The following is a 23,153-nucleotide window of genomic DNA, read 5'->3' on the forward strand; positions in this document are numbered from 1 at the left end:
ATGTCAAACGGCTACCTTTGGAGGATAACGCGGAAGCGAGATGCCGGACGTGATGATGTCGGCGGTGAGCCTGAGACACAGCCCGCGCTGCTTGCCCCCCGTCAATCCATCAATGATGGAGAAGATGGAGCGGGGGCCGCGGCGGCCGTTAACGTGATATTTGGCTTTTTCGTAGTGTTCGCCATTATTCTAATTCTGATCCGCTTCTTCGCCCTCGTTGCACCCTAGTTCACCGGCTCTGCGGACATCTCTGCATACAGCCGCTCGGCGTCTTCGCGACGACACAGCTCGGTTCCGTCGGTCATCACGGCGGCGCTACCGCAGGCGACACCAAAGCGGGCGGCGTCCGCCAGCGAATAGCCACGCTGGAGTCCCAGCACAATTCCGGCGACGGTGCTATCACCCGCGCCGATTTTACTTTTTATATTCACCGCGGGAGCCGCGATGCGATGCTCCTCATCCGCCGTCACTACCAACACACCACCGCGCCCCAGCGAGATGATCAATACTTGCACTTTGCCACGGTCGATCAGTGCTTTGGCAACGTCTCTCGCGTCTTGATCGCTAGAAATATCATGGCCAGCCAATTGGCCGAGTTCCCGTTGGTTCGGCTTCAGCATGTAAACGGACTGCTCGACCGCTCGGCTGAGCGCTTCACCACCGGTGTCCACGATCACTTTGGTATCGTCCGCAACGACATCGATCACGCGCTCGTAGAAGTTGCTGTCGACGCCGGGTGGGAGACTGCCGCTGAGCACCAAGAACTTGGGTGGTTGCGGTAAATTAGCGATCGCGTCGACGCAAGCGGTTTGCTCTTGCTCATTAATTTGAGGACCTGGCATGCCGAAGCGGAATTGTTGTTCAGTTTCGGTTTCATAAATGATCACATTCTCTCGCGTGGCTGCTGCGATCGGCAGTGGACGAATCGGGATATCCTTTTGCTCCAGCAGTCTCTGCAGCAAATCGCCGATCGCCCCTCCGCGGGTAAAGCAGGCTGTTGCTTCGCCACCGAGCTGTTGAATTGCCACGGCCACATTCACGCCGCCACCCCCCGGATCAGATCGTTCGTTTTCGCAACGGAGCTTAATATCGGGAGCTACTCGCCCGACCGAGGCGCTGCGGTCGACCGTGGGGTTGATCGTCAGGGTAAAAATTTCGCTCATGAACAACGAACCAGAATGAGTCATATATGTCTGCGGCTTGCCTGCTGGGCGGCAGGTGAGCAAGCCACACACAAGCCACACGTGAGCAAGCGATGCGCCATAAAATAGCGGCATTCTGGTATCGATGTTGCTGCGGCCTGCCTTTCTTGAATACCACAAGACTTACCAATGACAAATCATCGCAGTAAGCTTCACCTCCGGAGCTTACTGTCGACGCCATCGCGCAACAGCTAGGTGATCAGGCGGTGCATTTACTGCAGCACAAATGCGAGACAATTCCTCGCTCCATGCTGAGTCTGCCGGGCCCAGACTTCGTCGATCGCGTGTGGGCCGTCTCTGATCGGTCGCCTGGCGTGTTGCGCTCCATGCAGCAAATGTTCAACCACGTGCCAGCCAACTCGCACACTTACCATCTGATCGGCGAGGAAGAGTTCAAGCAGATGAAGGACGGAGTCGTGTTGCTAAATACGGCGCGCGGTTCCCTGATCGATGAAAAGGCCATGGTGCGGGCACTTTCGGTTGCCAAGCTGGTCGGCGCTGGGCTCGATGTGTTGCCGCAGGAGCCTGTGATCCGCGAGGAGGCAGAATTATTGCGCAGCGTTTACGAAGCGGGAAACCCGCTGGATTCGCTGTTGGCGGGCCAAGTTTTGATTCGCATTTGGAATGTGGTGGTGACGCCACACAGTGCCTTTAACACCCGAGATGCTGTGCAGCGGATCGTAACAACAACCGCCGAACACATTCAATCCTTTCTGGATGGGGAGCTGCAAAACAAGGTCGGATTAAAACTGGCCTTGGAGTTTCTTAACCTGACATCCAAGCTGTGGTTTGTGTTTAACTTACGTGATCATGATGCCAAACGCTTTAATAACGACATCCTTAGAAACCGCTGGCTATGGGTGGCGATCGGTTTGTGCATTTGTTTGCTGCTGGCTGCCGTTTATTTGCCTGGGCTATCTGACGTGCTGCAGACCCGCCAGCTGAATGCCACCGGTTGGGGCTTGGTCTTGCTGTTAAGCCTGGCTCCCGCGCTGTTGGGGTTAGTCGTGCCAGGCATGCGCTTTTATTCAGCCGGAAAGCGACACCAGTCGACTGACGAAGATTGAAGGCAAAGCTTTATCCAAAAATCAAAGAAGACCGCGACTCTTGATGTTTGGCTTTTGGTGGAGGTGTAAGTTGCTCTCCCCTGGATGGACCCGGGGTTGGCGGTGGGTTAAAGTTGGAACCATGCTCGTTCAAGAAGCGTGATTATCTCGCCTGCGGAAAACCCGCGTCCTTTCCTCCCCCGCCTCGAATCGCAGTACCGCCACATGGAACTTGGCAAGCTTACTTGGCCGACGGTTGCGGCCCTCGATCGCGACATTCCAGTGATGATTCCTGTGGCGGCTCTCGAACAGCACGGTCATCACATGCCGTTGCTGACCGACAGCATGTTGCTGGGGGAAATTGTCAAACGGGTTGAGCGGGAGTTTTCAGAGCGGCTGTTGGTGGCCCCGCTAATGTGGCTGGGGAATTCGCATCATCATTTGGATTTCCCTGGCACACTTTCCGGCGAACCACGAGTTTGGTTGGATCTACTCAGCGGCTTGATTGACAACTTTATTCATCATGGTTTTCGTCGCATCTTCGTTTTGAATGGGCATGGCGGAAACGATGTGCCGGGTAAGCAAGCTATTTTTGAGTTGCGGCAGCGGTATCGAACTCGTGAAGATTTGTTGCTGTTGTTTGCCACGTACTGGAGCTTTGCACCGGAGGTGGCGAGCAGTTTGCAATTGGAACAACCCGAGATGGGACACGCTGGCGAGTGGGAAACCTCGATGATGCTGCGACTCCACCCGGAGCTCGTGGATTCCCACAAAGGTGTCGACGAAGTTCCTGCGGGCAACCCCTTCTTGCCCGCTCAACGGGCCTGGATCATGCCCGATCGCTCACTGGCTGGTCATGTCGGCAAACCTTCCGTGGCGACCGGGGAAAAGGGCGAACAGTTATTCGCCACCTTCTCGGCGAGCGTCGCTTCTTTTGTCTATCGCGTCATCGATTGGAACGGCAGTTCCTGGGAAGGATGAGCTTGTGAGTGCTAAGCTTGATGATCTGGGCAAAGGTGATGATCTCGCTGACGGCGAGGTTTCGCGAGTGGGTCGGCTGCGAGTCTCCTTCATTTGCACCCTCTTGCTGTTAGCTTCCGCGATCAACTACTTGGATAGGCAGACGCTCTCCAGTGCCTCGTCTCGGATCTTGGAAGAGTTAGATCTAACCAAGGAGCAATATGGTGATATCGAGGGGCTATTTGGCTATGGTTTTGTCTTGGGGTCGATCGTTTTTGGAGTTTTAGCCGATTGGGTCAGCATCCGTTGGTTATATCCGGCCGTGTTGGTTGCTTGGTCCGCGGCCACCGCTGCGACCGCTTATGCGGCAGATTATCAAGATTTGCTATGGTTGCGGTTTTCGCTTGGATTGTTTGAAGCCGGACATTGGCCGTGCGGTGTGCGGGTCGTTAGGCAATTGACTCGTGTCAGCGGCCGCACCATGGGAAATGGGTTATTGCAAAGTGGTACCTCGATCGGGGCGATTCTGGCTCCGCTGGTGATGTTGGCTTTGTTAACGGATGAAGTGGGCAGTTGGCGAACAGCCTTTTTGATTGTGGGGGCGGTGGGGATTTTTTGGGTTTGCGCGTGGTTCGCGACGGTTCGTTCGGGCGACTTGACTTATGAATCACGACGTGAGCGCCAGCAGACGCCCTGGTCGGTTTTCTTCAGTCGACGTTTGCTGATCGTGTTGGTGGTGGTTTGTTTGATCAACACGACATGGCAAGTTCTCCGCGCCTGGTTGCACCTATTTCTCAATGAAGGTCGCGGTTATTCGGAGCAACAGACTTTGCTGTTTAATTCCGCTTGGTTTGTCGCCACCGATGTGGGATGTTTGAGCGTCGGCGTGTTTGTGTTGTGGTTGTGTGCTCGCGGCTTTACGGCCACCCGCGCACGGCAGATTATGTTTACCGCTTGCGCGCTGATGTGCATGACCATGCTGGGGCTGCCGTTTTTGCCCAACGGCTGGTTGCTACTGGCCGTCCTCTTAGTCGGCGGTGCCGGTGCGCTCGGTATGTTTCCTCTGTATCATGCTTTCACGCAAGATATTTCAGGCCGGCACCAAGGCAAAATTACCGGCTTGGCTGGGGTCACCGCTTGGTTTTTGGTGCCGCCAGCGCAAAAGTTTTTTGGTCGCCTAGTCGACGCCACCGGTTCTTATGACGTTGGCTTGGCCGCCGCCGCTGTTTTACCTGCCGCGGCTGCGGTGGTTCTCTGGGTTTTTTGGGGGAAAGAGTCAAATGCGCCAACAGAATAGACAGCTCGATCGTCGCCACTTCATGACTTCGTTAGCCGCTCGTTCGACACTCGCCGCCGGCGGTTTGGCGAGCCTCCCGTACATGGATTTTGCTGCAGCAGCCGAGATCGGGCGTCGACCGCGAGTCGCTTTTCTGGGCACCGAAGTGCGTACTCATTCCCACGCCCAGCACTTTCTTGATCGACATACCATGGGTTACACCTGGCAAGGTGCTTGGCAACCGCCGCGAATCGAAGTCGCCGGTGTCTTCATCGACCAATTTCCTGAAGGTGATTTAACGCATGAGCGAGTTAAACGTCATCAGTTAGACTTGTATCCCACGATCGCCGAAGCGCTCACCTTGGGAGGTGAAAAGTTGGCTGTCGACGGAGTGGTAATCATTGCCGAGCATGGCGATTATCCCACAAACGAAAAAGGCCAGCGGCGGTATCCGCGCTATGACTGGTTTAAGCAGGTTGTCAAAGTGTTTGAGGATAGCGGTCGTAGCGTGCCCGTCTTTAATGACAAGCATTTGTCGACCGTGTGGAGTGAATGCGTCGAGATGGTGGAGGATTCAAAGCGACTCGAGTTTGCGTTCCTGGCCGGTTCTTCCTTACCGGTGACTCGGCGTTTTCCGGCTATCGATATGCCACTCGGGGCGAATCTCAAAGAGAGCGTTTGCGTCGCCTATGGTGGTATTGATAGTTACGACATTCACGCCTTGGAGACAGCCCAGTGCATGTCGGAAAGACGGCGTGGGGGAGAGGTCGGAGTCAAATCGATTGTCGCCTTGCGCGGCGAGGCACTCTGGGAGATGCTCTGGAAGAGCCAGTTTGAGACCACGCGAAAATTAGTCGTCGCCGCGCTCTGTCGTAGTCATAATTTGCCGGTCGAAACGGGCTTTCCCACGGCACCGATCACCATCGAGTGGATGCAGCAAACGATGCCCAACACGACCGGCTATATGATCGAGCACCTCGATGGCTTCCGCACCGTGATGTTGTTGACCGGGATTCGTGATTTCAATTACGCCGGAATGTTGGCAGATGGTTCGATCATTTCATGCCAAATGTATTTGCCGATGCCAACGCATGGTTCGACAACTGCCGACTTTTTCAATCCGCTGGCCCGGCACATCGAGACCACGATGATTGAGCGAAAAGCACCCTACCCCGTGGAACGCACTTTGTTGACTTCTGGAATGGTGATCGGCGGCGTCGACAGTTTGGCCGCTGGGCAAACGAAAATCGTAACACCCCATTTAGATGTCAATTACCAAGCAGCAACCGAGTCGACGTTTTGGAATGATTGATAGAAGTTGCTAGTGGCTAGTGGCTAGTTGCTAAAGGCTAGTTGCTAGTGGCTGGTCCGTCTCCTTCCGTCGCGTTTGCCTCGTGCGGGATCACAACTGGAAACTCCCAGGTTTAAGCTTTCAAGACATCATGGATGACGTTGCCGTGCACATCGGTCAAGCGGAAGTCGCGGCCCGCGTAGCGATAGGTCAGCTGTTTGTGATGAAGGCCCAGAGCGTACAACATGGTGGCGTGCAGATCGTGGACACTGACCGGGTTTTCCGCGGCCGCAAAACCAAACTCATCGGTGGCTCCGTAAACCGTTCCTCCCTTGACGCCGCCTCCTGCCATCCAGACTGAAAATCCATAGGGATTATGATCGCGTCCTGCTTTGGGATTGCCATCACCACCGAGTTCCACCGTTGGGGTTCGGCCAAATTCGCCGCCCCACAAAATCAGCGTATCATCGAGCATGCCGCGTTGTTTGAGATCGGTCAGCAGGGCGGAGATGGGCTGGTCAATTTGGCCAGCCAAACTCCGATGCGCGCCGGCAATGTTTTCATGGTTATCCCATGGTTGTCCGGCACCGTGCCAGAGCTGCACGTAACGCACGCCCCGTTCCACAAGTCGCCTGGCGATTAACGTTTGCCGAGCATGGACGCCCGAACCATACAGTTGATGGATGTAGGCTGGCTCGCGAGAAATATCAAAAGCTTCCTGGGCGTCACTTTGCATGCGAAAGGCCAATTCATACGATTGCATGCGGGCAGCCAAGCGGTCGTCGGGGCGAGTTTGTTGATGACGGCGATTCCATTGCCCGAGTAGATCGAGCTGCCTGCGCTGGGCATCTGTCGAGACCTGGGGGTGCTCAATGTTTTCGATTAAGCGACTGACCTCCTCGTGGCGTGAATCCACATAGGTACCCTGGAAAGCGCCGGGCAGAAAAGCGGCTTGCCAATTCTCCGTATCCTTAATCGGCAACCCGCCTGGACACATCGCGATGAACCCAGGCAGATTCTCATTCTCAGTTCCCAGCCCATGCATCACCCAAGCTCCCACGCTGGGGCGCGCCTGCACCGAGTCGCCGCAATTCATCAGCATCAGCGACGGCTCGTGGTTGGGGACTTGAGCAACCATCGAGCGGATGACGGCGATATCATCGATGTGCCGCGCCGTTTTGGCAAAGATCTCACTGACTTCGATACCCGATTCGCCGTAGCGTTGGAACTTGAATGGCGAGGGGAACGCGGCACCCGTTTTTCGCTCCGTTGTGAGCGTGTTAGATAAGGCTTTGCCCGCATATTTTGACAAGGCCGGTTTGGGATCAAAGGTATCGACGTGGGAGGGGCCGCCGTTGAGAAAAAAGTGGATGACTCGCTTTGCCGTCGCGGGGAAATGAGGTTGGCGGGCGGTAACCACGCTGCCGCCACTGGCGGTGTCGTGCGGCCACACCGCTCCCAACGTGAGACCCGCCAACCCCAAGCTGGCACGCTGTAGCAAGCGGCGGCGTGGCAAGTTGGTAGGCGACCCGTGATTGGTTGATCGATCGGCCATGGGGAAATTCCTTGGGGGCAGCTTAGAGGTGCGCGATTCGTTCAACCGTTAGCCGGAGGCGTACGATCGCTGAGATGCTTGGTTGAGAGTACGCCTGCGGCTGACTGTTAAACGATTTAATCGACAAATGAAAATTCATTTGCGCAGAGGAGGACTTGGGCGAGTTGTTCCCAAGGCGAGAGTTGGCTGATTTGGTCGTGCGTAAAGTCTTGGCGTGAATGCCAGACGATCGTTTGATCTCGTTGCTGCGATTTGAGCGGTTCAATGCGGACCTCCCACAAGTATTGATCGCTGTTAAGGACTTCGTTAATGTCGACCAGGAAATCGACCGTCTCGCCAGCTTGAACCGCGAGTTGTGGGACGTCCAGTTGTAAGGTTTGCTGATGGGGCTTGCCGCTGGCGAGCACTCCCGCGGTTGGACTGACGATAAAGCAACGCACGCCGTCGCCAGGTGGAGCCTCATGAATCATTTTGGAAGTAATCTTGATCGTCATCGCTTCGGGGGCGGTCCAACGGCGAATGGCGGCGTGTGCGCGGTCGTTCCCCGGATGCCCGCCGCTGGCTGTCAATTGTACCCACCCCAGTTCCTGGTCGGGCCACTGCGGCGAGCCTTGCCAAGCCTTGCCGGTAAAGTGTGGCAGAGGTGTAAAGCCCACAATCTTCCCCTGCGGTTCGTCAATCGCGCCGTAACCATAAGTCCACTCCGCGCTTGTTCTTGGTATCTCCTGCGAAGGGACTTCGGCTGCCGCTGTCACCCAGTTGAGGGCTTCGTTGGTCTCTTGCGGAGTCGGCGGACGTTGTAAGATTTTTTCAAATAATCGGGTCACCCGAGAATCTGACGGTAGCGGCTGGAGATCGGCGGCAATTTTCCTGGCTCGTTCCAGCACAAAGGGATGGTTTAAAAAGTAAAGTGCTTGTTGAGGAACGGTCGTTTCGTTTCGCTGGGGTGTGTGCAAATCGGGGTTGGCAAAATCAAACGTGCGCAGCAAACCGGGTAGGAATTGACGGTCTACCAGTCCATAGACAGCCCGTCTATGAGGATAAGGTCGCGCGAATAGATCTTTCGGCTTTCCACCCAAAGAACGCTCAAGTTCGGCCGCGGCAACCAGCATCGAATCTCGCAGCTCCTCGTACGATAAACGTCTGGGATTCATCCGCCACAGTAGACGATTTTCTGGATCAAGTTGTTCGCCAAGCGTTCGTTGCACCTCGAGCTGGTGCCTTTGAGAGCTTTGTTGAAAGGTGGCCGAAGTGACGATTAAACGTTGCAGTTGTTTAACGCTCCACCCTGAGGCGATGAACTCCGCAGCCAGCCAATCGAGCAACTGAGGATGTGAGGGTGGCTCCGCGCGAGTGCCAAAGTCGCTCGGTGTGGTCACCAGTCCTTGACCGATCAATTGCGTCCACACACGATTGACAAAGACGCGGGCGGTCAGTGGGTTGCGAGGATCGATGATCGCTTGTGCTAATTCGTGCCGACCACTCCCCTCGGTAAATGGAACGGGTTCAGCAGCGGATAAAACACTTAAGAATTGGCGGGGAACATGTCGACCTGGCTGCGTTGCATTACCGCGGCGGAAAATACGTGGCTCGCTCGGCGTCTGACGATCCACCAAAACTAAGGCGTGAGGAATTTCCAAGTCCGACTGAATAATCCAACGGTCAATCTCGCCGCGAAGTTTCCACAGCTCGGTACACTCGGCGGAAGTGAAAAACATCTCGGTGCTGGCAATCTCTTCGCGTGGCAGTTCACACGGTGCGTTTGGCCCGTAGAGGATTTGTCGCAGTTGTTCGGCTGGCGGATCTGCTAGCTCGGTGGGGGCTGGCTGTTGATTGGCGTTTGCTTTGGCAACGAGTGCTTGCCAATCCTGTTCCACGTCGCTGAACACCGCCGCGTAGCGATCGATGACTTCGCTGAATGAATTGGGTGGTTGTTGGAATGCTTTGGCGATCGTGGGGTGAAGTCGCTGAGTTTGAAGTTCCGTCGTGACTTGTGGACTGTCACTGGGAAATTGCGCCGCGGGAATTGCCTGATAGGCATGCCAGGCGAGCCAGATTGGATTTTTGTCCTGCTTAGTTTGATGCAAATAGTCCGCCCAACGACGCACGAAGGCAGGTATAAGATCGGTAGCTTGTAAGATCTGGTCAAAGTTGTTGTTCGCGTATTGGTCAAGTTGCGTTTGGGCGATTAGATAATCCGCAATCCGAGTTCGCACCCTTGCGCCTGACGCTTGAGCCGATTTATCAAAGGCGGTTTGGTAAGCCAGTTGGCGTTTTTCTAATTCTTGTTGATAGGCGGCCCGAGCGTCGGCTGAAGCGTGCGGAGCTGGATTGTCTGTGGCTGGCTGTAAGCGTTCGGTGCAGCTGGCGAAGACGCCGTACAGCGAGTAATAATCAGCCGTGGGGATGGGGTCGTATTTATGGTCATGACAACGCGCGCAACTGACCGTCAGCCCCATGGTTCCCCGGGTGAGCACGTCGATGCGGTCGTCGATGATGTCATGCGGTGAGCCGAGAAAGCGACGGCCGAGCGTCATAAAGCCCATTGCGGTCGCGTCACCGGGACGTGTGTCGCTGACTTGATCGGCGGCAATTTGCAACAGTAAAAAACGGTTGTAAGGCAAGTCCTCGTTAAAGGCTCGCGTGAGCCAATCGCGGTAGCTCCAAGCGTGCACCCAAAATCGTTCCTCGCGAGCGTAAACGTATCCTTTGGTGTCACTATAGCGAGCCAAGTCCATCCAGTGTCGCGCCTGTTGTTCGCCGTAATGGGGCGAGTCGAGCAGTTGTTCGACCAGTCGCAAATAGGCGGTCGGTGAATCGTCCGTTTCGTAAGCCGAGATTTGTCCGCGGCTGGGTGGCAGGCCGCTCAGCGCATAGGCGACGCGGCGGATGAGCGTGGCTCTATCAGCGGTCGGGGCTGGGGCTAGTTCGTTATCACGCAGACGCTGTAAAACGAAGGCATCGATTGGATTGCGAATCCAATTTTCGGGATCGTCCGGAGTGGGGACGGGCGGTTGTTGCAGGGGCTGAAAGGCCCAGTGGGGCGGCGCAGGTTGCTTGACCGCCGGGGCGATCTCTCCGGCTGGCCAAGGTGCACCCAGTTGCAGCCAGTGCTCGAGCTGCTCGAGCTCGTGCGACTTGAGTGGCTCGTCGGGTGGCATCTCCAGGCCTCCGGTTCGTCTCACCGCTTGCATCAACAAGCTCGCGGCGGGCCGTTCTAACGTGATCGCTGGGCCCGAGTCGCCTCCGGAAAGGAGCCCCGCCCTGCTGTCGACCCGCAAGCCGGCCATTTGCTCCTCAGGGCCGTGGCATTCGCCGCATCGCTCAATCAACAGCGGGCGAATGTGCCGCTCAAAAAATTCGACATCCTCCGCAGGCGGCTGGTTCTTGGCCGGTTCCGAGGCTGTGGTTAACGAAAAACCGCTGTAGCTGCCAAGCGCAAGGAAAAAGCTTACGGTATGTAAGAAAAAAGCGAACGATTGGTGCAGCGCTGGGGGGCGATTGCTGGCACGATTTGTTGGCTTGCACATGCAACGTTCCCGGAGGAGCCGGTGGGCGGGGAGGAAGGAACTTTCAGCGAGGCGGGAGCTGTTATTCTGACAGCTGAGCTTCGGGCTGTCGAGCAATTGTTGACGGGGCACGCTCTATTTGCTCTCCGGCGGCCCATTTCGCCCCGGCGATAATGAGGTGACCCGGGCCGAGCGGAGCCTCGGGGTGGGGGCTGAAGCAGATCACTCGCCCCTTGCCGTGCGGGGCGCGGACGATGGCGTGCGTGCCGACCATGGCTTCCTCGGGGGCACCTTTTTTAGCAACTTCGGAATGATAGCTGGCTAAAACTTCGTAGCGCGGAAGTTGGGGGTGGTTGCCGGGAATTAAGAGCGGACCTTGGGCGTAATGAACATCGAGCAGGCGATCTTGATGGTTGAACAGTTGGCCTCCTAGTTCGCTGATTTCCAGCTGCACGGTTCCGGTGCCGCGAGCCCAGTGGGCTCGATCCCAGACGCGGGCGTTGATGAGGTCAAGGGACCAATCGTAATGGGACGAAGCCAAGTAAGCGCCCGCGCAGATCCCCAGGTAGCCGCCACCATTTTTGACAAACGCTTGCACGGCGAGGCTGCCGTTGGCCTCCAGGTGTTTGGCTTGGGAACTGCCGCTGCCACCGGGCATGATCAGCACATCAAACTGATCGAGCGCGTGATTCTGAATAGCTTGGGGGGTAATCACAGTCGTCGCAAAGCCTTGCTCGGTGGTGAGTAGTCGCTGCAGGTTTTTGGGACCATTTGCGGAACCACCTGAGTGATCATAGATCGCGATGCGGATTGGCGCGGGGGAGCCTGGGGTGGCGTCGGGGCCTTGCAACGCGAGTTCTTTTGCTTCTCGCAACTCTTGTTGCATGGCGGTCATGGATTGTCGTGATAGCTGCTGGTGCAGTTGGGCGATTTGGCTGGGAGTCGGCGGCTCGGCAACCCATTGCCGCCGCGCTTCGGCGACGCGTTTAATCATCGTTTGTTCGAGCTCCCAGAGATCGGACCAGATACCTGGCAGCCCAACTGTCAGCACGGCATCGCGTTGTTGGGTCAAACTCCAATCACGCAGCAGGCGGGCAATTTCACCCAGTTCCCCGCCACGCGGATCCTCCAGCGGATCGGCGATCTCCTCCACAGCCGCCCAGCACGGCACTGCGATGGAAAATTTAGGGTCTCCCAAGATGGTCCACATTGTCGTCAACGCCGGATCCTCCCCTGGTTTGACACCATGAAAAACGACGCCCGAAACGGTCGATGTGCGGCTAATGGTGTGATCGGTGGGAATCGAAGCGGGTAACGCGGAGGAGCGATCATTCACAGACCCAGGGATGGGGGCGCCGTCGGCATCCGCCAAATCGCGAGCGACGTGGCGGAGCAGATATTCGAGTTCAATGCTCGCTGTTTGAGGAGGCGACAAAAGTTTGCGGGCTCGCAAGAATCTTTCCGCGGAGTAAACGTCGGCCAACTGGTCGGCTGTCGGATTGGGCGGCAAGTTTTGAGCGGTCGTGGAAAAATTGGCGCGGACGATAAAGCCGTTCGGAGCGATTTGCGGATCGTTGGCATCGAACATGTGGAAACTGGCCGGACCGGTCTCAAATATCGCCGCTCCGCCCTGAGCATCGATGACACCGAAGTTTGCCACCGTGCGGCGTCCGCTGAGGTTTGTTTTTTCCAGCAGTTGCTGGAAATCGGCGACGGTTGCACATGATTCCAAGGCCAGCTTCATGAATGGTCCATTGCTGGGGCCGCTGGCATTCGCTTTGCCAAGATCTTTGCTGAGTGAATTCTCAATACAAAAGCCAGCCGCGTTGACACCCATCCAAATCGACTTGCGGCTACCCGCGTTGACCACCGCGATGGCGCGATATTGCCCCGAACTGAGGATTGCCACTTCGTTGTGAGGGGCGGAGTTGTTGTCGCGGTTTTTCCATAACAGGGGGCGTCCGTCGGGAGTGACTTTGCCGCTGATCACGGCCGTCGTGCATGCTTGCGTCTGTTGTAAAATCGGCCAGGTCGAAAAGAGCAAGTAGCCAAGGACGAAGATCGAGGAGACGAACTGCGGTAACGAAGGCATGCTGGGATTTCCTGGAGGCGGGCGGCGATTTTACCGTATTCTAAACCAAAACCGATGGTCGCTGCGTTAGTAGTCTTGGGTGGGAATGTGTCGCCGGGAATGTGTGGCAGGCGACTGGGGGAAGACGTACAATGGGGTTAAATTCCCCACCCTCCACTCGCTCGATTCCCACCATGCGATTCTGGAACATTCTGTTGATGCTCGTTGCTGCGGCGCCACCGGCGGTCGCCGAACCAGTCGACTTTGTCCGCGACGTTAGACCGCTGCTGGAGCGGTCCTGTTACGCCTGTCACGGGGAGGAGGAACAGCACAGTGGGTTGCGGCTGGACATCAAACAAGCTGCTTTTGCGGGGGGAGATTTCTACGGAGCAAGCATTGTCGCCAGGCAACCAGACGCGAGTCCACTGTGGCAGTTTGTGGCCGATCCTGATGCCGACTTGCAAATGCCCCCCGAAGGTGAAGGGGAGCCACTGACGGAGGCCGAAGCTGAAACGTTAGCACAATGGATTCGTGAAGGCGCGGTTTGGCCTGACGGCATCGATGCGCACGCGTTGGCGGAACCGGCTGAGCACTGGGCCTTTACTGCTCCGCGGCTTCCCCCGCTTCCGCAACCACAAGCTGCGCAATGGGCAAAAAATCCCATTGATCGATTCGTGTTGCAGCGTCTGGAAGCGGCTGAGTTATCGCCCAGTGAGGAGGCTGGCCAGCTGGAGTGGTTGCGCCGCGTGACTTATGATTTAACGGGCCTGCCCCCCTCGCCCGAAGAAGTGCGGGACTTTTTGAGTGACCATCATTCCCCCGCCGGTTATTCTGATGCGAAAGAACGTGTGGTGGAACGTCTGTTAAATTCACCCCACTATGGAGAACGTTGGGCGCAGCACTGGTTAGATGTTGTGCGTTATGCTGACACCCATGGCTTTGAGGTCAACACCGAGCGGCCGCACGCGTGGCCCTATCGAGATTATGTGATTCAGGCACTCAATCAAGACTTGCCGTACGACGACTTTATTCGTCAACAGATCGTGGGTGATGCGCTGGGGACTGATGCCGCCACGGGGTTCCTAGTAACCGCTTCGGTCTTATTGCCAGGTCAAATTGGTAAAGACGAGCCATCGATCCGTTTGGCTCGCCAAGATGCGATCGATGAGATTGTTAACAATATCGGTCAAACATTTCTGGGACTCAGCATTGGTTGTGCGCGGTGTCATAACCATAAGTTTGATCCGATAACGCAGCGTGAATATTACGCCATGCAAACCTTTGTGGCGGGCGTGGAGTATGAGGATCGTGCGCTGGAATCGGCCGAGGCAAAGCAGCGGAGAGTACAGCTGCAGGATTGGCGAACTCGTCTCGCAGAGATTCAATTGTTGCTAACTCGGTTCGCACCGTTGGCCAAAGTTGATGCCAGTGAACCTGCGCGGGGACCCGTCAACGCGCGTCAAAACGTGGATCGTTTTCAGCCGGTCACGACCGATCGCGTGCGATTTAGGATCTCCGCCACCAATAACCTGGAACCGTGCATCGACGAGCTGGAAGTATTTAACTTGCAAGGCAGCAACGTAGCTTTGCAGCAATCGATGGCGACGGTGACATCCTCTGGTAACACCACGGTGCCCAATCGGCACGAGCTGAGGTTGATTAACAATGGTGAATATGGCAACTCCAGCAGTTGGATGTCGAACGAACCGGGTGCGGGCTGGGTGGAGATTCAATTTGCAAAAGCCGAGACGATTGACCGAGTGATCTGGGGGCGTGATCGCGAGGGAACGTATGCGGATCGGCTGGCGACGCATTACAAAATTGAGATCGCGACCCCTGAGGGAGGCTGGCAGTTGGTGGCCAGCAGCAGCGATCGGCAGCCGCTCGGTGGTGGCTCCGCCGAGCCGCTCCAGTGGACCACTGACGGGTTAACTGAAGAGCAGGCGTCGCGTTACCGGGAGTTAATCAACGAGCAGCAGCGATTGCAGCGGGCGGTCAGCGAAACAACTGTGGAAAATCTGGTCTTCGCTGGTAAATTTCGCACTCCCGATGAAATTCGCTTGCTGCGACGTGGCGATCCTGAGCAACCACAGGAGTTGGTCTCGCCGGCGGCGCCGGCAGCGATAGGTACGTTGGATTTAGCCCAGGATGCCACCGAGCAGGAACGTCGTTTTGCTTTGGCCGATTGGATTGCCAGTCCCGAAAATCCGCTCACCGCTCGCGTGATGGTCAACCGTGTGTGGCAGTGGCATTTTGGCGTCGCCTTGGTCGATACGCCCAACGATTTTGGACGCAATGGCACGCCCCCCAGCCATCCGGAATTGTTAGATTGGCTGGCCATCGAGTTTATCAACGGAGGCTGGTCACTGAAGCATCTGCACCGCCTGATTGTGCTCTCAGCGACCTACCAACAAGCGAGTTTAGCGAGGCCGGATGGTCTGCGAGTCGACGCGGACAATCGCTTGTTGTGGCGTTTCTCCCCACGACGCCTTTCCGGGGAGGCGATTCGCGATTCGATTTTGATGGTCAGTGGCAAACTGAATCCGGCCACTGGTGGTCCCGGCTACAGTTTGTTCAACCAACGTGGTGGATTGTCGGGGTTTGTGCCTATCGAACAGTTTACTGCCGAAGGTCACAAACGCATGATCTATGCGCACCGTGTGCGTCGCGAGCGGGATGCCGTGTTTGGGGCTTTTGATTGTCCCGACGCGGGACAGAGTACGGCCCAGCGGCGTGAGTCGACGACACCCTTGCAAGCCTTGAATTTATTCAACAGTCGTTTTGTGGTCGACCACTCCCAGAATTTTGCCGAGCGCGTGCACCGTGATGCGGGAACTGATCGGGCGACGCAGATACGTGTTGCCTATGAATTGGCTGTGGGGCGAGTGCCGACGGCGGAGGAAATTGCCATCGCGTTGCCAGTGGTATCCGATCATGGTTTGGACGCTTTGTGCCGAGCGCTGTTTAATTGTAATGAGTTTTTGTTTATCCCATAAAAGTCGCCTTTCGCTCTGCGAAAGTGATGTTGTGATGAACTTTCGCGGAACGAAAGGCGACTATGCAACCGTCTTCTTGATTTTGTTGTTATTAGAATGGTCTCCGGGCGAACGAGTGTGATATGGCTGTAAACCAGCGGAGCGAGCTTGAATCGTTACTCCGAGAAGATCCCCTACAGCGACTCTCGGGCTGCAGTTCGCAGCGACGCATGTTATTAGATCGTCGCAGCTTCTTTAATAACACAGTCAACGGGCTGGGCGCGATTGCCCTGTTAAATTTGTTAAATGGCGAAGGCTTGTTGGCTGGCGAAAGTCCGCAGGTGGATCCAGCCCGACCTTACGCACCGCGGCCAGGGCATTTCCCCCCGCGAGCCAAAAATGTTATCGTTGTATTTTGCGCCGGCGCTGTGAGTCAATTGGAAACTTGGGACTATAAGCCGGAGTTAATCAAGTTTGATGGCAAGCCGCTTGAAGGTGGACCGGCGGTCACGTTTCAAGGTCCAGCAGGGAATCTAGCACGGCCGCAATATCTTTTTCGTCCCCGTGGTGAAACGGGGAAAATGGTATCGGAGATGATTCCCCACTTGGCGGAATTGACCGATGAATTTGCTTTCGTGCATTCTTTGACCAGTGAGAGTAACACCCACGGGCCGGCGGAAAATTTTCTCTCTAGCGGTTCGGTGTTAGATGGTTTTCCCAGCCTGGGTGCTTGGGTGACTTACGCGCTCGGCAGTGAGAACCAAAATTTACCCGCTTACATTGCGATTCCCGATCCTCGGGGAGTGCCGCAGAATGGGTCCAATAACTGGGGGCCAGGCTTTTTGCCAGCCGCGTTCCAGGGAACGACGATGAGTGCCAGCCGGCCGATCCGACACTTGGAAGCTGGTGATATTTCTCCATTGAAGGATCGGGCGACGCGCGATTTGCTAATGCGGATGAATCAGCAGCATCTGGAAGCCAGCGCGGGAGACAGCAAATTGGCCGCCCGTATCGCCAGTTATGAATTGGCCGCCAGGATGCAATTGAGCGTGCCCGATGTGGGCGACTTGGCAGCCGAGCCGGCACACATCATGAAGTTGTACGGCGCGGACGATACGACTAACCCGACGAAAGCCGCGTTTGCCAAAAATTGCATCCTGGCCAGGAGGTTGGTGGAACGTGGAGTGCGTTTTGTGCAGCTGTTCAATGGCGCCTACGCCAGTGGTGGTGAGTTGAACTGGGATGGTCACAACAAGCTCAAGGAACAATACGACCGACATGCGGCGATTCTTGATCAACCGGTTGCGGGGCTGATCCGTGATCTAAAACAGCGGGGCATGTTGGCAGATACGCTGGTCGTCTGGTGTACTGAATTTGGTCGCATGCCGATGTTTCAGGCTGGTGCGGCGGGACGTGACCATAACCCTGATGGTTTTACCTGCTGGCTGACGGGTGCCGGTGTCCGCCCCGGGGTTAGTCATGGTGTGACCGATGAGCTGGGCCGCAGAGCTGTCGAGGATGTGCATCCGTTGTATGATTTCAACGCCACCATTCTGCATTTACTGGGACTCGATCACGAGCGGTTGACCTTTCAACACAATGGAATTGAAAGACGACTGACGAATGTCGAGGGGCACCTTATTCGACAAATCCTCAGCTAAGCAACGAGCGATGTTTTCGAGTCGCCTTTCGCTTCGCGAAAGTCCACGAAAACGCCTGCTTTCGCGGAGCGAAAGACGACACTTTGTTATATTTGACAGCTCAGTTCCATCGATAGCACAACCATGAACTTAAGCAGCGCAGCGGCTCCCGTGCAGACTGAGGTGGTCATCGTCGGGGCTGGTCCGATTGGGATTGAAATGGCCGTTGGTTTCCAGCGGGCGGGCATTGCGTGTGAGATTTTGGAAGCGGGCGCGCTGGGGCAAACGATGGCTTGGTGGGCGCCGCAAACGCGTTGGTTCAGCAGCAACGAGCGGATTTCGATCGCCGGCGTGCCGCTCCTCACTGTCGATCAAACCAAAGCGACCCGCGAGCAGTATTTGACCTATTTGCGGGGGGTCGCTGAGCAATTTAAGTTGAGCGTGCGGTGCTTTGAGCCGGTGGTGGATATTCGCAGGCAAGTGGATCGTTTTACGCTGGTGACGGGCGATTCGCAGACTGGCCGCCAGTACGAATGTGGCAAGGTTGTGCTGGCGATTGGTGGCACTGATCGGCCGAAGCGGTTGAACATTCCTGGCGAGACGCTGCCGCATGTGGATGGTTATTTGCGCGAGCCTCATCGGTATTGGGGACGTCGCGTGTTGATCATCGGCGGGCGGAATAGCGCCGTGGAAGCGGCTTTGCGGTTGCATCATGCCGGGGCGCATGTCAGCCTCAGCTATCGTGGCGAAACCTTGCCGGAAGATGGTATTAAATACTGGATGTTGCCTGAGATTCGCGGTCTGCTGGCCAGCGGACGGGTCACGCCTTACCTCGGCACGTGCCCCACACGCATTACCCCCACTCACGTCTATTTGACGAACGCGTATTCGGCTGTCATCGCCACCGACTGTGAGCTTGCACAGCAACAAATATCCCGGCATCAAACATCACAGCAGGAAACAGTTATCGAAGTCGATCAGGTGTTGAGTTTGATCGGATACGAGCAGAACAAGCATTTATTTCGCACCGCCGGCATCGAGTTGGTTTGCGAGAACCAGCGTCCTCGATTCAACGAGGCGACGATGGAGAGTCATGTGCCGGGAATCTATGTGGCGGGAACGGCCGTCGCCGGCACGCAGACGAGCCGCTACAAGACATTTTTGGAAAATTGCCACGAGCATGTGGACAAAATTGTTGCGCACGTAACGGGGCATTCAACTTATCGCGAATCTCCCGCCTATCAAAAGCAGATTGCTATGCATCCGGAGAGTTAGCCAAAGGCACCCAAAGTCGGTTTTCGCTCCGCCGAAAGGTTCTCCACAAACAGACTCCTCTCAATTCGCCGATCTAAGCGACTCGATATCCGTCGTTCGGTTAGTTCAGTTGTTGAACGCTAGCTCATGGCGTCGGAGGAACCGCTCTCTGGCGCGTAGCGGCTGATTTTGTTTCGTTCAATGACTTGTGCGGAGGTGCTTAAGAGTCGAAAAAGGAGTCGCAGCGGCACCGCACCCTTGCGTTCCCAGATGGCTCGGACCACGATAGAATCATGAACTTTTCAGATCATTGACTTTTCGCTGACCCCACCTAGCAATAGCCCACCTGCATTTTATGAATCATTTGTTTCGCACTATCCGCACGCCGTTCGCAGCCGCGATGCTGTTGGCCTTTTCATGTTTCCCGGTGTCCTCTCGGTTGGCGTGTGCACAGGCCCCGGCCGCTGGCAGGGTCGCAGAGGAGAGCCCCGCGGCGGCAACTCAGTCAGAAAAACCGATCAAGGCGTTACTCGTCACGGGTGGTTGTTGCCACGATTATGATCGTCAGAAATTAATCATTCCCAAAGGGCTCTCGCAACGCGCTAACATCCAGTGGACCGTAATCCAGCAGGGTGGCAGCACCACGAATACTAAAATACCACTTTACGAGGATCCTAATTGGGCCGAGGGATTCGACGTGGTGGTTCACAACGAATGCTTTGCCGGCGTCGCCGACCCCGAGTGGGCTGAGGTGATCCTGGCGCCGCACCGGGCTGGTACGCCGGCTGTGCTGATCCACTGTGCCATGCACTGTTATCGCGTCGGCAGTGACGCATGGTTTGAGTTTTGCGGAGTCCGATCTCCGGGGCATGGTCCCCATTACCCTTTTCGCGTGGAAAATATTGCTCCCGAGCATCCAGTGATGCAAGGTTTTGGAGCGGGGTGGGATGTTCCCAAAGGGGAGCTCTACCATGTCCCCCACTTATTCTCGACGGCAACTCCGCTCGGACAAGCGATCCGCAAGTCGGATGGTCAGCCGCAGGTTTGCGTCTGGACGAATCAGTATCACAAGGCTCGCGTGTTTGCCACCACGATCGGTCATTATAACGAAACGATGGCCCAGCCGGTTTACTTAGATATGCTTACCCGCGGCCTGTTATGGGCCGTGCATGGTGAGCAGGCTCCGGCAATTCAGCCGACTGGCGAAGATCAGCATCAGGAGGTGCTGGCACTGGTTAACATACCGAAGCCCGGTGCGGCCGACCAACAACTGGACAATCCGTGTTGTGGCGACGATGACTTGCTGCGAGGCAAACCAGCCACCGCCAGCAGTGAAGAGACGGCAAAGAATAACTTTGCCAAAAATGCCGTGGATGGGCTGCTCAATACCCGCTGGTGTGCCAACGGACCCGCCAAAGGTGAATCATTAGTGGTTGATCTGCAATCATCCCAAGAAGTTGCTTCGTTGCGAATTCATTGGGAACAAGAGGGGACCGTCTATCGTTATCAGGTGCTGGGGTCGGACGATGGTCAGCACTGGCGAACGATCGTCGACGCTAGCCAAAATGAGCAGAAGCAACGCATCGTTTCGCACCGCCTGGATGCCCAGCGAGTGCGTTACTTGAAAGTTGAATTTCTGGGAACGAGCAGCGGTAGTTGGGGCAGTATTTGGGAGGTTGAGGCGTATGCCGGAGAATTGCCCGCACTGCCGGCCAGCGTGGCTGCTGCAAGCGGTCCGGCGGCGACCACGGCCGATGTCAAAGCACCGGCTGATTTTGATGTGCGCATGTTCGCCGCGCCGCCGCAGGTCGGTTATCCCGTCTGCATTACCACGGGAGCCCAAGGGGAGGTTTTTGTCGGAGTGGATGAGCAAGGCTCACTGGGCAAGGAGTCGGGTCGTGGACGCGTGCTGCGCTGTCTCGATATTGACGGCGACGGTGTGGCCGACCGTGTGAACACATTTGCCACCATGGACCATCCGCGTGGGTTGCATTTTGATAATGGCAAACTGTGGGTGTTGCATCCGCCACTTCTGACCCTGTTTGAAGATCTCGATGGCGACGGGGAAGCGGATCGCGAGCAGGTGCTGGTGACTGGGCTCAGCACCGACCAAGTTGCCAAACGAGGTGCCGATCACACGACCAACGGCATCCGCATGGGGATTGATGGTTGGATCTATATCGCCGTCGGTGATTTTGGCTTTACCGAAGCGACGGGGAGTGACGGCACGCGGCTGGCGCGTCGAGGTGGAGGGATTGTGCGAGTGCGGCCTGATGGTACGGAGCTGGAGGTTTTCTCCTGGGGCCAGCGAAATATTCTCGACGTTTGCATCGATCCTTATCTAAACATGTTTACCCGCGATAACACCAATGATGGCGGGGGATGGGATATTCGCGTGACGCATATCTTGCAAGGTGCCGATTATGGATATCCTTCAAAGTATTTGCATTACGCCGATGAAACGATGCCGCCGTTGGCCGATTACGGCGGGGGCTCCGGCTGCGGAGCGATGTATGTGTTTGAACCGCGTTGGCCGCGCGAGTATGGTCAAGCGGCTTACACCTGCGATTGGGGAACCAGCAAAGTTTACCGTCATCGTTTACCGGAAGCCGGTCCATCCTACTTAGCCGATCAAGATGTTTTCTTGGATTTGCCGCGACCCACAGACATTGAGATGGATGCCAGCGGGCGGATGTTTGTCAGCAGTTGGAAACGTGGCGGTTTCAGTTACAGCGATGAGAATGTGGGCTTTGTCGCGCAACTAACGCCGCGAGAATTCTTGCCCAAGCCATTTCCCATCTTGGCCGACGTGACCGATCATGCTCTGGTCGAGTTGCTTCGCGACGGGGCCACGGCCCGCACCATCCCGGCGCAGCACGAATTGTTACGACGCGGTGCGGAGCCACAACGGGCTGATTTGCTGCGTGGACTGTGCGACGACGCGGCGGCTCCTTTGGCTGGACGCGTGGCCGCCTTGTTCACGCTTAAGCAACTGTTAGGCACCGAGTCGCACGACTACTTGTCGCAGGTTTCTGCGGCGGTGCCGGAATTGCGTGCCTTTGCCTTGCGGGCGCTGACCGATCGACGCTCTCAGTTGGCTTACGTCCCGGTGGAGAGTTACGTGCGAGCGTTGACCGACGACAATCCTCGCGTTCGCGGACAAGCTCTCATTGGACTGAAGCGATTGGCCGATTGCGGTGCGATTGAGGATGTCGCCACGGTCGCTCAGCACGTGTTGCCGTTGTCGGTGATTCGCGATGCCAGTGGTGAGGAGCGAGTCAACGTAGTTTCGCACAAGTTGGGAGATGTTGATCGCGTGCTGCCGCACTTGGCAATGCAGACCCTGATCGCTTTGCAGGCTGGTGATGCGTGTTTGCAAGCACTCGATTCGCCCCACCGCAGCGGTGCCCTGCGAACGCTGCGTAACATGCATTTGCCGGTCGTGATCGATGGCGTTCTTGCCAGGCTGGAGGCGACTTCGTCGACCACTGCTGAATTGTCCGAGTCGGAGCGGGTTGAGTTGTTAGATTTGCTCGCCAGGTTGTATTATCGGGAAGGCGAGTATTTGACGGGCGATTGGTGGGGAACGCGTCCTGACACATCGGGGCCTTACTATGATCGCCAGCGGTGGTCGCAGTCATCACGCATCGCCAACGTCTTGATCCGCGCCGGGCGGAGTGAATCCACAGCGGTGGTCGATGCGGTGCAGGAATCGATCAAGCGTTACAAGATCTCCTTGGGGGCTGGCGAGCAGCCTGTGAAGATGAAAGCGGAGGAGCAGCAAGCGATCGCGATCATTAAGGCAGATCCTAACAATCCAAACCTAGTCGGCAACATGAAAGCGGCTGATGTGATCGCCAGAGTGTTGGCTCAGGATGGCGATGCTGAACGGGGGCAGGCGTATTTTGTCTCGCAATCGTGTGGCGCGTGTCACACCAGCGAAGCGGGGCAAACTCCCAAAGGTCCGCATTTGGTCGACATCGGTAAGCGTTATAAGAAAGCCGAGTTGTTAGAATCGTTGTTGATGCCGAGTGCCAAGTTGGCGCAAGGCTTTGAAACATGGTCGTTTTTGACTGTCGACGGCCGCGTGCAGACGGGGTTTGTCGTTACGGAGAGTGCGGAAACGGTCACGATTCGCCAGAATGATGGCGTGGCGATTGAAATTGTGCAAAGCGAAATTGAGACGCGTAAGCGACAGGAGATTTCGATGATGCCCGAGGGTGTGGTCGACAGCTTGACTGCTGGTCAAATCGCCGACCTGATCGCTTATCTCCAATCGCTCAAATCGCAATGATCTAAAAAGCGGGATCAGCCGCCCCGCGCCAGCGTGCGGTTCCCTGGGGTTGTGTTGTGCTGTAAGAACCGCAGGCTGCC

13 protein-coding genes are annotated in these 23,153 nt (G+C 56.4%); 9 read left to right on the plus strand and 4 right to left on the minus strand.

What is annotated here, in order from left to right; translation table 11 throughout:
* Nucleotides 1-228 (plus strand): hypothetical protein, encoded by a 228-nt coding sequence (locus SH139x_RS08195; RefSeq protein WP_488354786.1) that lies wholly within the window; start codon nt 1-3, stop codon nt 226-228.
* Here the strand turns inward: SH139x_RS08195 and SH139x_RS08200 are convergent.
* On the minus strand, nt 225-1,163 hold the full coding sequence (locus tag SH139x_RS08200; RefSeq protein ID WP_488354787.1) for a 1-phosphofructokinase family hexose kinase: 939 nt from the start codon (nt 1,161-1,163) through the stop codon (nt 225-227). The genes SH139x_RS08195 and SH139x_RS08200 overlap by 4 nt on opposite strands.
* 287 nt (nt 1,164-1,450) lie before the next feature.
* On the opposite strand from SH139x_RS08200, the gene SH139x_RS08205 reads away from it, so the two are divergent.
* The 4 genes from SH139x_RS08205 (at nt 1,451) to SH139x_RS08220 (ending at nt 5,796) form a co-directional block, all read left to right on the plus strand.
* Nucleotides 1,451-2,269, plus strand: coding sequence for an NAD(P)-dependent oxidoreductase (locus SH139x_RS08205; protein ID WP_488354788.1), 819 nt, complete (start codon nt 1,451-1,453; stop codon nt 2,267-2,269).
* Nucleotides 2,270-2,407: 138 nt separating this feature from the next.
* A complete protein-coding gene (locus SH139x_RS08210; RefSeq protein WP_488354789.1) occupies nt 2,408-3,229 on the plus strand; it encodes a creatininase family protein in 822 nt (273 codons plus the stop codon).
* 4 nt (nt 3,230-3,233) lie between these two features.
* Complete coding sequence (locus tag SH139x_RS08215) at nt 3,234-4,505, plus strand: MFS transporter (RefSeq protein ID WP_488354790.1); 1,272 nt, start codon at nt 3,234-3,236, stop codon at nt 4,503-4,505.
* On the plus strand, nt 4,489-5,796 hold the full coding sequence (locus SH139x_RS08220) for a hypothetical protein (RefSeq protein WP_488354791.1): 1,308 nt from the start codon (nt 4,489-4,491) through the stop codon (nt 5,794-5,796). The genes SH139x_RS08215 and SH139x_RS08220 overlap by 17 nt, the downstream gene beginning before the upstream one ends.
* Nucleotides 5,797-5,908: 112 nt before the next feature.
* On the opposite strand, the gene SH139x_RS08225 is transcribed toward SH139x_RS08220, so the two are convergent.
* The 3 genes from SH139x_RS08225 to SH139x_RS08235 form a co-directional block, all read right to left on the minus strand.
* Nucleotides 5,909-7,330 (minus strand): DUF1501 domain-containing protein, encoded by a 1,422-nt coding sequence (locus SH139x_RS08225; RefSeq protein ID WP_488354792.1) that lies wholly within the window; start codon nt 7,328-7,330, stop codon nt 5,909-5,911.
* Nucleotides 7,331-7,446: 116 nt separating this feature from the next.
* Nucleotides 7,447-10,860, minus strand: a complete 3,414-nt coding sequence (locus tag SH139x_RS08230) for a PSD1 and planctomycete cytochrome C domain-containing protein (protein WP_488354793.1) — start codon at nt 10,858-10,860, stop codon at nt 7,447-7,449.
* Nucleotides 10,861-10,921: 61 nt separating this feature from the next.
* Nucleotides 10,922-12,931 carry a BPL-N domain-containing protein gene (locus tag SH139x_RS08235; protein WP_488354794.1) on the minus strand — a complete coding sequence of 670 codons (2,010 nt, stop codon included), beginning with the start codon at nt 12,929-12,931 and terminating at the stop codon, nt 10,922-10,924.
* Nucleotides 12,932-13,062: 131 nt separating this feature from the next.
* Between SH139x_RS08235 and SH139x_RS08240 the strand changes: the two genes are divergently transcribed.
* The 4 genes from SH139x_RS08240 (at nt 13,063) to SH139x_RS08255 (ending at nt 23,073) form a co-directional block, all read left to right on the plus strand.
* A complete protein-coding gene (locus SH139x_RS08240) occupies nt 13,063-15,906 on the plus strand; it encodes a PSD1 and planctomycete cytochrome C domain-containing protein (RefSeq protein ID WP_488354795.1) in 2,844 nt (947 codons plus the stop codon).
* Nucleotides 15,907-16,115: 209 nt separating this feature from the next.
* Complete coding sequence (locus tag SH139x_RS08245) at nt 16,116-17,546, plus strand: DUF1501 domain-containing protein (protein WP_488355984.1); 1,431 nt, start codon at nt 16,116-16,118, stop codon at nt 17,544-17,546.
* Between the two features lie 123 nt (nt 17,547-17,669).
* Nucleotides 17,670-18,800, plus strand: coding sequence for an NAD(P)-binding domain-containing protein (locus tag SH139x_RS08250; RefSeq protein WP_488354796.1), 1,131 nt, complete (start codon nt 17,670-17,672; stop codon nt 18,798-18,800).
* A gap of 334 nt (nt 18,801-19,134) precedes the next feature.
* Nucleotides 19,135-23,073 carry a DUF7133 domain-containing protein gene (locus SH139x_RS08255; protein ID WP_488354797.1) on the plus strand — a complete coding sequence of 1,313 codons (3,939 nt, stop codon included), beginning with the start codon at nt 19,135-19,137 and terminating at the stop codon, nt 23,071-23,073.
* The last annotated feature ends 80 nt before the right edge of the window (nt 23,074-23,153 follow it).

This window comes from Kothea flammea, assembly GCF_052161645.1.
GTDB lineage: Bacteria > Planctomycetota > Planctomycetia > Pirellulales > Pirellulaceae > Laterigemmans.